Here is a 14,786-nt window from a genome sequence, read left to right on the forward strand (position 1 = left end):
ATACTGCTTTTGTATCGGTAAGTTAAAGGTTATTAAAGCGATACGATATATAATCACTAACTGAAAACGGGGTATTTTAACTTTGTCAATGAACCTTTCAGTGACAGTGGCGGAAAAATCACCGGGGATAATAGTAGTTGCCATTGAAGTAATCGAACAGGTAATAACCACTCTGCAATTACATCTGGCATTGGAGCAGATTCGTTTGTCGAAAGCGGCTGCATCCTTAGGCTTATTCAAATATGATCTGGTTAATAATCAATTAGAATGGATCAGCGTTGCCGCGGCTTAGTTGGCGTTGAACACCAGTAGCTTATCAGTTATGAAAGGAATTTCCTGGAAGGTCTGCATCCGGATGATCGCGAAGCCATTTATCCAATTACTTCAAGAAACAACGGAATATCCGCCCTACGGTTTTCCGCTGACAGATCTCCGCTGTTTGATAAATAGAAAAATGGACATCGCAAACAGGTTCAGCATTCATTCCCTCTGTTTGCCGGAATTTCAAATATTACGACGTAAAGGATTCGCGAGGTTCAGGCTTTGCGTTTACTGTAAAACGTTAAATCAATATCCCCAGCCTAACCTGCATATTAAGTATAAATACAGGTAAGGCCGAGAAGCGCTCCTTAATTTCCTGTGGATGCGTCAGGGGCGTTCTTAGAGCCAAACGCGATCAGAGTTGGCGCGTCATTCACAAAAGTGTCCAGCACTCCATCAGCTATCTTGATCGGTCCTTCAGTTCTGGTAACACCCGGCAACGTACGGATGGCAGCCGCTTGAGCAGCCAGTTGTTTAGCATTATCAAAATAACGGTCTGCCACTGAACTTCCTCTATTGGCAGCGTCAAGACCTGCCGCTGTTAACTGAAGTGCCCTACCCCATAGTTGCATGGCATCAAGCCATGGGCGTGCCTCCCGGGCAAACGCGGTATCTATAGTTCCCGACCGGATAAGATCAGGAGCCGCGGCTAACTCCGTCGCTTTTTGGGCCAGCGCTGTAATTGCACGGTGCCGGGCCTCATTATTACCCAAAGCAATTGCATCGCGTACGTCATCAAGCACCATTTTTAAACGGGGAGCCTGTTGCTGCCATGGCTGACTACCGAAAGTTGGAGCCATATGTTGGGTATCAAAAAAAGTCAACAATGCTGCTGTCGCCTGCTCGTCACCACCGGCAAGCACACGTGCCGCGTAAGTCCAGGTACGTTCGGCATCATAAGCCTTATCATTCCAGCCAAAAGCGGCCACCCCAGTCACGGCAACCCGGCTTGGGGCTTCCTGGTTCATTGGATTGGAAAGGATTCCGGTAAGTTCTCCGGATAATCCGGCTTCCCGTCGCGTGTAAGGAGCAAGTAACAGACGACCTGTGGTTTGGGCATAGTCATTTACAGGATAGTTATCCCACAACAATGTTTTACGGCCGAATGCCTTAGTAGCGGCCTTTGCATCAGAAATTGCAATAGCAGGCGGCACTACATCGGTGCCGGTCCACTGCACAACTATTTTGGGATAAAGATTTTTCCTTAGCGCGGCTTTGTATAGACTTTCTTTGGCATCATAATATTCAGTCGGCACCATAATAAGCGGACGAGCTTCCGGGTCATGAGCATTAAGACTGGCTTGTACAAGATTTAAAAACTTGGATTGGGCTATCCCCGCCGCTTCCGCGCTGGGGGTACCCAAATTTGTTTTGTCGATTTCGCAATTCCATTTGGTGTACTCAATATCATCGAGCGCTACATAAAAATTATGTACACCTATTGAACGCAGGGCGTCAAATTTACGTTCAATGGCCTGGAGATCCTCAGGATCTGAAAAACACAGAGAGGGCCCAGGAGAGATCGCGTACACAAAATTGATATGGTTAGCCCGGGCAACCGAAACCAGTTTACTAAGCTCGGCTAAAACTGCTTTAGGATATGCTTCCCGCCAGCGATCACGGGCATAGGGATCATCTTTAGGGCTGTAAACGTAGGTATTGGCCTTAACAGTGGCCAGGAAATCGAGATGTTTTTTCCGCGCTTCCATTGACCATGGAGCACCATAAAAACCTTCTATAGTTCCCCTAATCGGCATTGCAGGGTGGTCCTGAATGACAAGAGCAGGTACTGCCGAATGGTGAATTAGTTGACGGAAAGTTTGCGCGGCATGAAATAAACCATCAGCGTCCTTACCGGCAAGTGTGATAAGCGCGCCAGAGCCACCCAACATGCTTGCAATAGTGTAACCTTCGGCTTGAGTATCGGGTTGTGCCGCACATCGCGCGAGTGCCGAGCGTAAAATCGGAGCATCACCATTACCTATAACAATGTAGAGACCATCTAAGTTAGCTGGTAACTGCTGCGCGGTTTTAATGGTTTCAACTCCCGAAGATCTAAGAATGCGGCGGACCAGCATCACACTTTCCTGATCGGCACCCTTAGCTTCAATCAAAACTATTGTTTTAGTTAAAGAAATTAGGCCTTTCCCAAGATTCACAGATACAGGAGCGGGAAATATTGCCGGCAGCGTTACAGGTTGCGTAAGCCCGGTGGCGTTAATTTGTTGGCTGGAGACCTGCGCGTCAACAATGTTGCTGCCAAGCGCCAGGGCAATTAAACAAGTATATACTCTTTTCATCTAATTCAAATTTATAGCAATAGCGCTCCTTTTGGGAGCGCTATTTAATGAGTTATTATCAATTTACGAAATTATACCGGTGCAGGCCATCGATATTGACCTTTATTACTCAAGGGTTTTAACACCTTTGATGGTTTTTGCAGCTACTTCGTGCAAATCAAATATCGTAACATTATTCTCGCCTATGTTTAACCAGTTTGCAGGGCAATACAAATGAAACTGCGGACCCACATTCCAATACCTTCCAAGATTATGTCCGTTAACCCAGATCACACCTTTTTTGAAATTACTCAAATCGAGATAGGTATCGGCTACAGTTTTCAGATCAAATTTCCCTTTAAAAAATGTACCATCATGAAAATCTTTATTTTCAGTTGATTTAAGCGAGGCGATAAACTGATCATTCATCGGGAGTTTATAAATCTCCCAGTTTGTGAGTGTCATACCTTCTAATGTTACCCTGTCGGTGATCCCCTTTCTATCAACCATGTATTGTGCAAAATTGATATGGCCCATATTTTCCACCAGGATATCAAGTTGCGGATCTTTTACATCTGAGGGCGGCAACTTAACGGTCCATTTACCACCATCGCGATAAACCGTGTCCACAAGCTTGCCATTCAGTAATACAAGGGCATAATCATGTGGTTCGGTAATGGTAAGCGTTCCGCTTTTGCGGCCTACCAACTTGGTTCGATATAAAATAAAACCGTAGTATTGACCAAGTGCCTCCATAGGCACCGGCTGAGCTGACTTTACTACCGTTGGTAATTCGTTCCAGATTGTATTTACCGGTTCCATGTTAAAAGCTGCAACTTCAGTCACAGGAGTTGGCTTTGGCACATTGGGTATTTTGTATTTTACATATTTGGCAATGAGGTTACGCAAAGCATAGTATTTTGAAGTAGGTTCGCCGCGCTCGTTAACCGGGGCGTCATAATCATAGCTGGTAACATCAGGCTGAAACTGCGTTGGCGTGAATGCGTTAGCCCCCGCATTGAAGCCAAAATTGGTACCGCCGTGTACAACATATAAGTTAAAAGATTTCTTATGCTCAAGCAGGTAAGTAACATCTTTCAAAATGCCATCATTACCTGGCTTTTGCCATTTCTCTTTCCAATGGGTCAACCACCCCGGATAACTTTCACTACTGAACGAAGGTACGTTGGGGTTTTGTTTGGTAGCCTGCTCAAAATCGGCATCGCTTGAGCCGCTGTCTAAACCTATTGCCGCGCCATCAACGCCGCCAGCTTCCAGCATAAACGCGGTTGGCCCATCGGCTGTATAAAATGGCACGTTAATGCCGTTTTTAACCCAAAGTTCTTTTAGCGCGTTTACATACTCCCTGTCATTGGCATAGCTGCCATACTCGTTCTCTACCTGAACCATTAATATAGGGCCGCCATTAGTGCATTGTAAACCCTTTACCTGCTCAGACAACACGCCCACAAACCGTGTAACTTCGGCCATATACCGGGGATCCATACATCTTAGTTTGATATCAGGAATGGATAGCAGGTATGGAGGAAGGCCGCCAAAATCCCATTCGGCACAAACGTAAGGACCTGGACGAAGCAATACCCACATACCTTCTTCCTTACATAGGTTTATAAATTCAGCTATGTTTCTGTTCTCCGTTTTAAAGTCGAACACACCTTTTTCCTGTTCATGATAGTTCCAGAAAATGTAGGCGGCTATGGTATTACAGCCCATAGCTTTGGCCATTTGAATACGGTGACGCCAGTACATTTTAGGTATCCTGGCCGGATGCATTTCGCCACTAATGATTTGAAAGGGTTTACCATCAAGCAAAAATTCGCTTTTGCCTAACGAAAAAACATGTTTTTGCTGAGCTTCAGCAATACCCGATGTTAAAATAACAAGAACAAACAGGAGTATCTTTTTCATTATTATGGGGTATAGTTATTGATTAATTTAGGGTAATATAACCGGAAATTTATAAACCTTTCCGGTTATATTGAATTATTTACCAGCCCGGATTTTGAACCAGTTGTTTGTTCAGGTCAACCTCATTTTGAGGGATTGGCCACAGGTAATCGCGATTAACATTAAATTGCCTTTTTTCAACAAGAATATGCTGCCCGTAATCTGCCCTTGATGAATTAAAATAGTTAAGGATACCGTAAGCATTACCAGGCATTACAGTTTCCGCTATTTTCCACCTGCGAATATCAAACAAACGGTTGTCTTCCATCGGGAATTCAACATGTCTTTCGCGCCTTACAGCGGCCCTGAGTTGTGCCTGTGTTGCAGCTTTGGCAGCTGTTAACGCAGGCATGTTAACACCTGGCCTTTGCCTTACTTTATTAATAGCATCGTAAACAGACTGATCTATTGTGCCAGCCTCTATTTTGGCTTCAGCGTAGTTCAACAATACTTCCGCATAGCGGATCAATACAATATCATTTGATGAGTTTGAATCATAATTTCCTGAAATTACCGTTGGTATGTATTTTTTATAATAGTAACCGGTAAAGGAAGCATTGTTTTTACCCAATGCATCGATAGAATTTGGGTTGGTAATATCAATAGTATTGCCATTCACAACAGTACCAGGCACAACAACCGTCAGTTTAAGCCTTGGATCGCGGTTGTCAAATGGTTTTGCGGCGTTATATAATGGCGAATTATCAATGGTATTACCATCAGTACATTCATAATCATCAACCAGCTTCTGCAGCGGCACTACCTGCGACCAGCCGCCAACTGTAGGTCCGCCAACCCAGGTAGCCGTTCCGTTGGCATAGGTATTGGCAATATATTGCCCGGCAAGGATAATTTCCGGACTGGTTTTATTGGTACCGTTAAACAAGCTCAGGTAATCGCCATCTATACTGTACTGGTTCAGATCCATTACCGCTTTTGCAGCAGCAGCAGCCTCTGTGTATTGCGCGTTATAAAGCAATACCCTTGCTTTTAAAGCTAAAGCAGCGCCACGGGTTATCCTGCCCTGATCTGCAGTGCCGTAACTAAGCGGCAGGTAATTGGCAACGGTATCCAATTCGGCCACTATAAAGTTAGACACATTGGCTTTCGGCGTTCTGCTAACGTTAAATTCGCTGATGGCCTGTACATGAGTAATTAAAGGCACATCGCCATACATGCCTATCAATTGCTGATAAGCGTACGCCCTTAAAAAGCGCGATTCGCCAACAAGCCTTTTGTGCATTTCATCACTCATGCCTGTTACTTTGTTGATGTTATCCAGTACATTATTGGCCGCTCCTATCATTTTATAAAAGTTTGACCAGTAACTGCTGAATACACCATTGCTCGCGGTACCGGTTCCGTTACCTGCATATTGTATATCTGAAGGCCAGTTGCTCCATGAATAGCTATCGTCGGTGGCACATGACAAAAATATCCTGTTGGTAAAATCACCCAAATAAAGATAAATGCTATTTACTGCCTGTACGGCGTTGGTTTCGGTTTTCCAGTAGGTTGCTCCTGATGAGGCATCTAATGGCTGTTTGTCAAGCAGGTCTTTTTTACAAGCCGAAAAACCCACTGCCACAACAGCCAGCATTAATATGATATGTTGAATCTTTTTCATCTCTGTTGCTTTAAAAATTTGCGTTAATACCAAAGGTGTAAGTTTTAACCTGTGGATAGTAGCGGTTATCATTTGGCGATTCAGGATCGATATCGCTTGGCAGGCTGCTGAAGGTGAACAGGTTTTGGCCTGACACATATAGCCTTAATTTAGACAGGCCAAGTTTGCTGATCAAAGCAGGCTTAAACGTGTAGCCAAACTGCGCGCTTTTCACCCTTAAATAGGCGCCGCTCTTAATCCAGAATGAAGAAGCCTGGTAGTTTTGAGTTGAAGTAGTTAACCTTGGATAAGTAGCATCGGTGTTTGTTGGTGTCCAGCTATCCTGCTGAACGGCTTTGAAATTACCATCGGTACTTGTTGGCGCCCTTTGCATTACCAAGGTGCTTACATCAATCTTTCCAACCCCTTGCAGCAAGGTTGAAAAATCGAAACCTTTATAGCTCGCACTTAAGTTAAATGCATAAGTATAACGTGGGATATCGCTACCCAGGTAAACACGGTCTTTGGAGTCTATCACCCCATCACCATTCTGATCTTTATACATCAGGTCGCCGGCCGCGGTGCCAGCAGTTTGAGTTGCGTGTCCTGCAACTTGTGCCGCAGATTGGAAAATACCTTCAACCTGATAACCATAGTAAGAATGGAAAGGCTTTCCGGTTATAAATCCGAATGTATTGTTATTGTTATCGGTAGACAGATAATCTGTTCCTTTCAGATCAGTGATCTTATTTTTCACGTCCGATAAGTTCGCACCAACCGAATATTTGAAATCAGAACCGATAGTTCCTTTATAATTTACACTAAACTCATAGCCTTTATTGTTCATGCTGCCAGCATTTTGATACGAGGCAGTAAAACCAACTGTAGATGGAATAGGAAGGGCATATAAAATGTTATCGGTGGTTTTGTTGTAATAGTCAAAAGTAAAAGTCAGCTTATTATCTAAAACACCCAAGTCAAAACCGATGTCGGCCATTTTGGTGGTTTCCCAGGTAAGGCCATTATTCACATAAACTGTCTGGCTTGCAGCTGTATTTAATGTACCACCGAACGGATAACTGTTGTTATAGCTAAAAGTTGACTGGTATGGATAGTTAACAACCGCGTTGCTTGTTGAAAGCGGGTTATCGTTACCTAATTTACCCCACGATGCCCTAAGCTTTAAATCCTGTATGCCCGAAAAATCTTTCATGAATTCTTCGCGGGCAATGTTCCAGCCTGCTGAGAATGATGGGAACCATCCATAATTTGATCCCTTAGGAAAGCGGGACGAACCATCACGACGGATATTAGCTTCAAACAAATACTTATCGTCAAACGAATAATTTAACCTTCCAAAATATGATACAAGCAGGTATTCGGTAGCTGTACCCGTGTTGGTAGAAGTACTTGCCGAACCGGCATTGATCTCAGACAGATCGCCATCCGGAATATCTTTTCTGAAAGCCGTCAGGTAATCATAATTTTCGCTCAAGCGTGAAGCACCCGCCAAAACGCTCAGGTTATGTTTTCCAAAGGTTTTCTTATAATTGATCAAACCCTGGTAGTTCTGGAACCAATAACCGGTGTATTGTTTCGTAATATCATTCTGCCCTACTGTAAGTGTGTTTTTGGTATCATACTGTACGTAGTCGAATGCCTTATTATGCAGGCTGTTATATGAGCTTTGATAGTTATCAGATGCCGTACCGGTAAGGGTAAGCCCATCTATAACCTGGTAGTTTAATTTAAAGTTGCCGATAAACAGGTTCTTTTTATAGCTGTAAAGTCCGCCTTCGTCCTGTAGCCTGAGCGGATTTTGGCCGCCACGAAGTGTAGCCCAAGTGCCATCAGTATACTGGTTAACACTTAAAGGGTTAGCAATAGCCGCCTGGCCGAATTGAAACCATGCAGATCCGGCTACGCCTTGTGGCTCCTGCTGTTTAGAAATATTGGCAGATATATCGGCGCTGAAATCCAAACGTTTGGTGATCTTGGTGTCGGTATTAAGCCTTACGGTGAGCCTGTCATAGTTCATTTGTTTGATCAGACCGTCCTGGTTAAAATAGTTTGTTGAGAAACGATAAGTATTTTTCTCGCCACCGCCAGACACTGACAGGCTGTGTTGCTGTTGAAAACCACTGCCGGTAAGGATATCTTTAAGCCAGTAATTATCCGGGTATAAGTTGAGGTCGCGATTAGGATTGTTATATTCGGCTATCTGCGCATCTGAATATACCGCGCCGGCACCTGAATTTGTATACATCAGGTTGGCCAGACGCATAAACTCCTGCGCACCTACAAACTTTGAGATCCGGGTTGGGTTTTGCCAGCCGAAGTAATCTGAATAGCTAACTGCCGCTTTACCTGAGGCACCACGTTTGGTAGTGATCAATACCACGCCATTTGCAGCTCTTACACCGTAAATTGAAGCGGCGGCAGCGTCCTTCAGCACCGAAACGGAAGCGATATCATTGGCATCAACATTATTAATATCGGTTTGCACACCATCAACCAATACCAATGGATTGCTATTGTTTAATGTACCTATACCACGGATGCGAATTGTACCCTGATCGGCGCCTGGTTGACCCTGGCTTTGGGTTACCGTAACACCCGATGCCGCGCCCTGTAACGCGGTTGATACCTGGCCTACGGGTTTCCAGTTAAGATCGTTACCGCTAACTGAAGATACTGAACCGGTTAAGTTTACCTTTTTCTGTGTACCATAGCCAACCACAACTACTTCATTAAGTTTACCCATATCCGGCACCAGCTTTACGTTCATTGGCGAGCCTGATGTTGCCGGCAATTCCGTGGTAGTAAAACCGATGAATGAAAACACCAGCACAGCGTTGCTGCCTGGTACATCGATCTTAAATTTACCATCGGCATCAGTAACTGCTACTGCCGTGCCTCCTTTTACCTTTACGGTTACTCCAGGCAACGGGAGGTTTTTATCATCACTTACCTGTCCGGTGATGGTTACAGCCACTTGTGTTACACGTAACGTTTCACTGCCGGATTTTTCCTGCAGAATGATGGTTTTATCAATTACTTTGTAGCTTAACGAAAGATTACGAAGGCACTCTTCCAGAGTTTCTGACAGCGAAGCGCCGTTGAGTTTCACGGTAACCGTTTTATTGGTGATATCTTTAGAATCATAAAAAAACACGTATCCGCTTTGCTTGCTGATATTATCAAGCACGTTTGCCAGGGAGGTATTGCGCTCGTTAAGATTTATTTTCTGACTAAAAGCTTTGGCACTACACTGCAGCAGGCCGGCTATTAAAAAAATGGTGGTCAGTTTCATAACCAGGAGGATTTTTTTGGGCAGCCATTTTTTGGACATGGCAACAGAAAAAGCATTATAATTCATACTTTTGATTAGTTGGGTTAATACACGATTAGGTTCAATTATTCGTATTTCCGTAAAAGGAAGGGGTTAACTCAAGTATTTCGTACCCTGATTGCCGTCGGGGTACGTTTTTTAATTTAACCACCTTTTTGATTGCGCCGCTAAGGCTTGTGGTGTAATGTTGTTTTCATTTTAAGTTTAGTTGGGTTTTAAATTATTGGATAGATATTATTTTTCAGGGAGTAATAACTATAGTGCGGCCTTGTATCTTGTAATTGATCTTTTTAAACGTTAGCAAATCAAGCAGTTGTGCCGCGTTTACGTTTCGCGAAATCCCTCCCGAAAACTTCCTGTCCGGGATGCTGCCGTCAAATTTCACATCAACATCGTACCAGCGGCTAAGCTGGCGCATCACATCATACATATTCGCGTCGTGGAAATAAAACATTCCGTTTTTCCATGCTATGGCCTGATCCGTGTTTACTTTAACCACATCAAGCTTATCAGCACTAAGACGGGCCTGTTCGCCGGGTTTAATCACCTTGCTAGCGCCGTTATGAGATATTTTTACGCTTCCCTCTAAAAGTGTCGTACTGATCACGCGTTCATCCGCGTAGGAATTAACGTTAAAATGAGTTCCTAAAACTTCAATAACCTGCCCGTTGGATACTACCCGAAAAGGCTTGTTCTTATCATGGGCAACCTCAAAATATGCCTCACCTGTAAGTTCCACTCTCCTTTCCGTGCCATTAAACTGCACAGGAAATTTAAAGGTGGTAGCAGCGTTGAGCCATACTTTAGTACCATCTGATAAAGTAAACTGGTATTGCCCGCCCCGGGGTGTAGTGGCTGTGTTAAACAGAGGCTCATCAGATTGATGGCCGCCGGCTTCAGATGAATAAGCAATGCTACCATCCGCTGTTTTATCAATGGCAGTACCGGCGTCGCGGGCCACCTGGCCATTTTTTGCACCGGATAGTACCACCTTGTTTCCGTTGGATAAGGTGAGCGTAACTTTATTGCTGCCCGGTAATAGTTCGGCGGATGCCGTTTGCGCGACAGCAGTACTGCGCTTTTCATTATTGAAATTAACAAACTTGTAAGCACCAACAACAAGTGCGATAGTAACCGACGCGGCGGCGATCAAAAACCGGCCGCGATGCATCTTGCGGACTTTATTATCGCCGCGTACATGCTCGGTCAAACTGGTTATGCTTTGTTGCTGTAGCTGGCGCAAAAACTCCTCATCAATTTCCGGCGACGGTTTCTCGGACCGGAATGATAGGTACCATGATTCAACAACAGCCTTTTCCTGTTCGGAGGCATTGCCTTCATCATATCGTTTCAATAAATCTTGAAGGTAATTTTTGTCCATAAGCAGGGGGAATTCCTTTTAATTATGCCAATGACAACTCAAAAGGTGCTATGGAGTAGAAGAATTATAAAAAAATTGAAAAAAGATAGGTGCCCAGTTTTACCCTTAATATTTTAAGCGAATTTTGAACTTGTTTGCGCACTGTAAGCACGCTGATATCAAGCTCATTGGCAATTTGTTGGTGCGAAAGATGTTGCTTACGGCTCATTTCAAAAACCAAACGCATTTGTGATGGTAATTTTTCAACCTCTGTTTCTATGAGTTCGGTAAGTTGCTTTAGCCTGATGTTTTGATCTGCTTCCGGAGTACCGTTATCTATAAATGACTGAAGCGAATCAAAATAATCATATTTCAATCGATTGCGTTTATAAACGTTAATAACGCGATTACGGACCGCTGCATAAAGATAAGCCTGTAAGCTAACGGTAAATTGAATGGTTTCCCTGTTATCCCACAGGTAAGAAAAAAGCTCCTGTAACAAGTCCTGAACCTCAGCGCTGTCATCTAATCTTTGCAGCGCGTGCCTGTAAAGCACAGCATAATATCGGGAGTGTATTTCGGTGAAAGCGCCAGCATCGCCTTGTTGTAGCTTTGCCAATAACTCTGCATCAGTAAGAGACCTAAAAACACTCATTAACAATTAAAACGGAGATTCAATTTTTCAATATTAAGGAATTATTTCTTAAGATTAGCAATTTGTTAACCTCAATGTGTCGTTTTAACAATTAATCCCAGTGTTACCGTAAAAATCTACAACATTGTTACAGGATGCTAAGCATGGTTGTCAACGTCGCGAAAAACCCGGGGAATAGCTTCATTTTGAATAAAATTATAAGTGCTTTTTACGCCACTGTACACCTGGCTTACCATAATTTATTTACTCAAAACTGAAGTCATCAGCTTGCGCGATTTGTTAAAAGCGGGAAAGTCCAGATGATCTTTGTGCAGGTTTTCATAATCATTATCCCTATTGATACTAAATATATTGTTATTGTACCTATCGATATAATTTTTGGGAGTAATTCCAACCAGGCATTTAAAAACACGGTTAAAGTTGGTAATACTCGCAAAACCACATTTGTAAGCCACATGGTTAATGCTCTCGAATTTATGGGCAATGAGCTTTTTACAGGCTTCATTTATCCTAACCTCGTTTAAAAATGAGATAAAAGTGTAGCCCGTGTGTTTCTTGAAATAACGGCAAAATGAGCCGGGTGTCATGTAAGCAATATCGGCCACATCTTCAAGCGCGATGGCTGTGTTATAATGCTGCATAATGTAGTTATAAATTTTACCGATCCTTAAACCCTCACTCTCTTTGATAGACGGGAGGCTGCTTTGAGAGGACAGGGAATTATATTTACATCCGGGCGTTAAAAAACATTCCATGAGGTTAACAAACTGGATAACCTGATCAAGGCCTGATGTACCATCAAGAGCTATCATGGTATAAATTACCTTATCGGCAATCCTGTTAGGAACTTTGAAACCGTTCTTGTTTTGTTGAAGAAAAGCTAATGATGACTTCATTTCCGGCATGGTTAAAAGGGAAAACAAAGTTTCTTCGGGATTAAAGAAAAAAGTAAGCGCTTCCACCTTTTTTTCAGAGCTGCGATCAAAAAACTCGGCGCTGCTTTTAAAAACATGTGGCAGATTAGCTCCTATTAAAAATACGTCGCCAGCACAATAATCATGAACGTTGTTGCCAACAATCAAGGTGCCGTGCCCGCTCCTGATCCAGGTTAATTGTATTTCCTTATGTCTGTGCAAATAAGGGTAATGATGAGGTAAACTAACTCTCTCAACAATAATACTTCTATCGTGTGGGACGGGGATAGTAAACTGTAAAACTTTCATGATTTGGTTTGATTAATCATGAATTTACATGTGCTAAAATTGAAAAGCTAATTCAACACCCTTATCAGATAATATCCAACCAATAGTAGTTAATTTGTTGCAAATGGCAGAATTTATTAAGTGTGTTTTGAACATTAAAAAATAAAAAATAAAGCCATATTTGAATAATTTCGAATAAAAATACTTTTATTATTGTTTTTTAAACACTAATAAAAAACAAACATTTAAAATTACTATTTACACACCTAAAACCTTCAAAATAGCTTATAACAACAAAAAGCCAACCGTTACCAAACGATCAGCTTTTTGCAATAAATTAAACAAATACTATGGAACCCTTACAATGTCTTTCACTGTAACAACCACAACAAAAGTGCCTTTTGTAAGGTTGTAATTTATGGTGAATGTGGTGTTTGCATTGGAGCCCGAATCATTGTGTGTTCCGGCTATGCTATAATAAGTAATTGCGGTACCAAATCCCGGGTACTTTTTCGCGGCGCTAAAAACCGGCATTTGCGGCACGCCTGCCGGATAGCCATATTCTAAAGAAGTATCCGTCTTCAACTGCGGATAGTATGGGTCCCAGTCCGACCAGATGGGACGTGCCGGTCTCCCGATCACTTCGCCCTTTGACGGATTAAAGGGATTGCCATTTTTATCCTTCCATACATAAATAATCTTATTAGGGCCCGCGGCATTATGGGTTATTTTAACATCCAGCAACGATGCTGCTTTGGTTACAAAGGTTGTAAACTTACTATCAGATTGATTGTAGGCCAAATAAGTAAGCGTATCTGGCGAGGCTCCCTGAACTATTATTTTACAAGCGTTATTGATGATTTTTGTTCCGCGGATGTTGGAAACCTGGATATCAAAGTTATAGTTGCCTAACGGAACAAATTTAGTGGCCTGCGTAAATTGAAGCCGGCCACCTATCCCATTGATACTAAACGGAGCAAGTGTACTGTCCTTTAATTTAAGGTTCAATAACGCCTCGGTTGAGTCGTTATAATCAACAGTCCCCTTAAATACCCTGATGGTATCCAGCTTCAGCAAAACGCCGGAGGCATCTTTACCGGTAGCCATGTCCCTTACAGCTAATAACTTAACATTCAGTGGTGTTGTGGAACCATCAATAACCAGACCGGTAGAAACCGTAGTTATCCCCTGCGAAACGGTGAAAGGGTTAATGTTATAAAAAATATTATCGCTTATAAAGCCCTTAGGTACCTTTTGACAGCCATATATGATCAGCAAGGTAATCGCCAATAAAAGTGACGCAAACCCCGATTTTTTATTTTTGAGCATGTTGTTATGATTTTAATATAAAATACATCAATACTATAGTTTATTAAGAGCCGCGTTATTTACCAGCACATGCAATGTGGTTCCGGTACTTGTTTGTACGCCTGTGGTTTGACATTGCAAAACTAAGTCGACAGGATCATCGGCAGGTGCACCCGGCGAACCATCAACCACACCATTTACCTTCACATACTCCAGGGTGAAGTAATTAAACGTAGGGGCGCTATTAGCCAGATAAACCGGTACGCCTGTGCTTATCTTTTTAATGGCTGATGGCGCTGCTGTACCAACCTCATTGGTATACAGCACAGAATTTAAGGTAGCATCATCAAGCGTTATGGTTTTGTTGAACATGTACTGACTAAAGAGTTTAGAGCTTACCGAGTCTGTAAGCTGATCAATGCTGGTAACTTTCAATGTTTTCATAAGCCCGTTTACCGACATATCTGTAAATGCGAAAAATGTTTTGGCATTATTAACAGCGTCTTTCAGCTTGTAATGATCAATGAGCATGATAACTGTATCAAATTGATGATACTGGTTATTTTTCAAATAATCGTAGGTAGAGTACGAGGTGTAGGCTTTGCTTACGCCCCCATCTGTGAGATACCCGTTTTTTTTGCAGGCAACCATGCTACAGGCCATGAAAAGCCCAAGTATGATCAGGATATTATTTTTTATACTATGTTTCATGTTTTCTGTTCTTTAATTAAGCAC

The 14,786-nt window shown here is 42.7% G+C and carries 10 protein-coding genes; 1 reads left to right on the forward strand and 9 read right to left on the reverse strand.

Annotation, left to right across the window (positions count from 1 at the left end; all coding sequences use genetic code 11):
* Nucleotides 1-88 precede the first annotated feature (88 nt).
* Entirely contained in the window at nt 89-292 is a 204-nt protein-coding gene (locus DEO27_RS11600) for a hypothetical protein (RefSeq protein ID WP_112566121.1), read from the forward strand.
* Between the two features lie 337 nt (nt 293-629).
* On the opposite strand, the gene DEO27_RS11605 is transcribed toward DEO27_RS11600, so the two are convergent.
* From DEO27_RS11605 to DEO27_RS11645, 9 genes are all read right to left on the reverse strand, one after another.
* On the reverse strand, nt 630-2,621 hold the full coding sequence (locus DEO27_RS11605; RefSeq protein WP_112566118.1) for a beta-N-acetylhexosaminidase family protein: 1,992 nt from the start codon (nt 2,619-2,621) through the stop codon (nt 630-632).
* Nucleotides 2,622-2,726: 105 nt separating this feature from the next.
* Nucleotides 2,727-4,529, reverse strand: a complete 1,803-nt coding sequence (locus DEO27_RS11610) for a glycoside hydrolase family 35 protein (RefSeq protein WP_190295387.1) — start codon at nt 4,527-4,529, stop codon at nt 2,727-2,729.
* A gap of 79 nt (nt 4,530-4,608) precedes the next feature.
* Complete coding sequence (locus tag DEO27_RS11615; RefSeq protein WP_112566935.1) at nt 4,609-6,195, reverse strand: RagB/SusD family nutrient uptake outer membrane protein; 1,587 nt, start codon at nt 6,193-6,195, stop codon at nt 4,609-4,611.
* A gap of 10 nt (nt 6,196-6,205) precedes the next feature.
* Nucleotides 6,206-9,553: a TonB-dependent receptor gene (locus tag DEO27_RS11620; protein ID WP_112566112.1), complete on the reverse strand. Its 3,348-nt coding sequence runs from the start codon at nt 9,551-9,553 to the stop codon at nt 6,206-6,208.
* A gap of 214 nt (nt 9,554-9,767) precedes the next feature.
* Nucleotides 9,768-10,907, reverse strand: coding sequence for a FecR family protein (locus DEO27_RS11625; protein WP_112566109.1), 1,140 nt, complete (start codon nt 10,905-10,907; stop codon nt 9,768-9,770).
* 64 nt (nt 10,908-10,971) lie between these two features.
* Complete coding sequence (locus tag DEO27_RS11630; protein WP_112566106.1) at nt 10,972-11,541, reverse strand: RNA polymerase sigma-70 factor; 570 nt, start codon at nt 11,539-11,541, stop codon at nt 10,972-10,974.
* Nucleotides 11,542-11,780: 239 nt separating this feature from the next.
* Nucleotides 11,781-12,764 (reverse strand): AraC family transcriptional regulator, encoded by a 984-nt coding sequence (locus tag DEO27_RS11635; protein ID WP_112566103.1) that lies wholly within the window; start codon nt 12,762-12,764, stop codon nt 11,781-11,783.
* Nucleotides 12,765-13,091: 327 nt separating this feature from the next.
* On the reverse strand, nt 13,092-14,072 hold the full coding sequence (locus tag DEO27_RS11640; RefSeq protein ID WP_112566100.1) for a hypothetical protein: 981 nt from the start codon (nt 14,070-14,072) through the stop codon (nt 13,092-13,094).
* A 33-nt stretch (nt 14,073-14,105) separates the two neighbouring features.
* Nucleotides 14,106-14,762 carry a hypothetical protein gene (locus DEO27_RS11645; protein WP_112566097.1) on the reverse strand — a complete coding sequence of 219 codons (657 nt, stop codon included), beginning with the start codon at nt 14,760-14,762 and terminating at the stop codon, nt 14,106-14,108.
* Nucleotides 14,763-14,786: the final 24 nt, after the last annotated feature.

Source organism: Mucilaginibacter rubeus, assembly GCF_003286415.2.
In the GTDB taxonomy this organism is placed as follows: Bacteria; Bacteroidota; Bacteroidia; order Sphingobacteriales; family Sphingobacteriaceae; genus Mucilaginibacter; species Mucilaginibacter rubeus_A.

What these genes read in the sequence shown, in the direction of transcription:
- DEO27_RS11605 (WP_112566118.1), bottom strand. Translation starts at nt 2,621, where the DNA reads ATGAAAAGAGTATATACTTGTTTAATTGCCCTGGCGCTTGGCAGCAAC.
- DEO27_RS11645 (WP_112566097.1), bottom strand. Translation starts at nt 14,762, where the DNA reads ATGAAACATAGTATAAAAAATAATATCCTGATCATACTTGGGCTTTTC.
- DEO27_RS11600 (WP_112566121.1), top strand. Translation starts at nt 89, where the DNA reads ATGAACCTTTCAGTGACAGTGGCGGAAAAATCACCGGGGATAATAGTA.
- DEO27_RS11630 (WP_112566106.1), bottom strand. Translation starts at nt 11,541, where the DNA reads ATGAGTGTTTTTAGGTCTCTTACTGATGCAGAGTTATTGGCAAAGCTA.
- DEO27_RS11610 (WP_190295387.1), bottom strand. Translation starts at nt 4,529, where the DNA reads ATGAAAAAGATACTCCTGTTTGTTCTTGTTATTTTAACATCGGGTATT.
- DEO27_RS11640 (WP_112566100.1), bottom strand. Translation starts at nt 14,072, where the DNA reads ATGCTCAAAAATAAAAAATCGGGGTTTGCGTCACTTTTATTGGCGATT.
- DEO27_RS11625 (WP_112566109.1), bottom strand. Translation starts at nt 10,907, where the DNA reads ATGGACAAAAATTACCTTCAAGATTTATTGAAACGATATGATGAAGGC.
- DEO27_RS11615 (WP_112566935.1), bottom strand. Translation starts at nt 6,195, where the DNA reads ATGAAAAAGATTCAACATATCATATTAATGCTGGCTGTTGTGGCAGTG.
- DEO27_RS11635 (WP_112566103.1), bottom strand. Translation starts at nt 12,764, where the DNA reads ATGAAAGTTTTACAGTTTACTATCCCCGTCCCACACGATAGAAGTATT.
- DEO27_RS11620 (WP_112566112.1), bottom strand. Translation starts at nt 9,553, where the DNA reads ATGAATTATAATGCTTTTTCTGTTGCCATGTCCAAAAAATGGCTGCCC.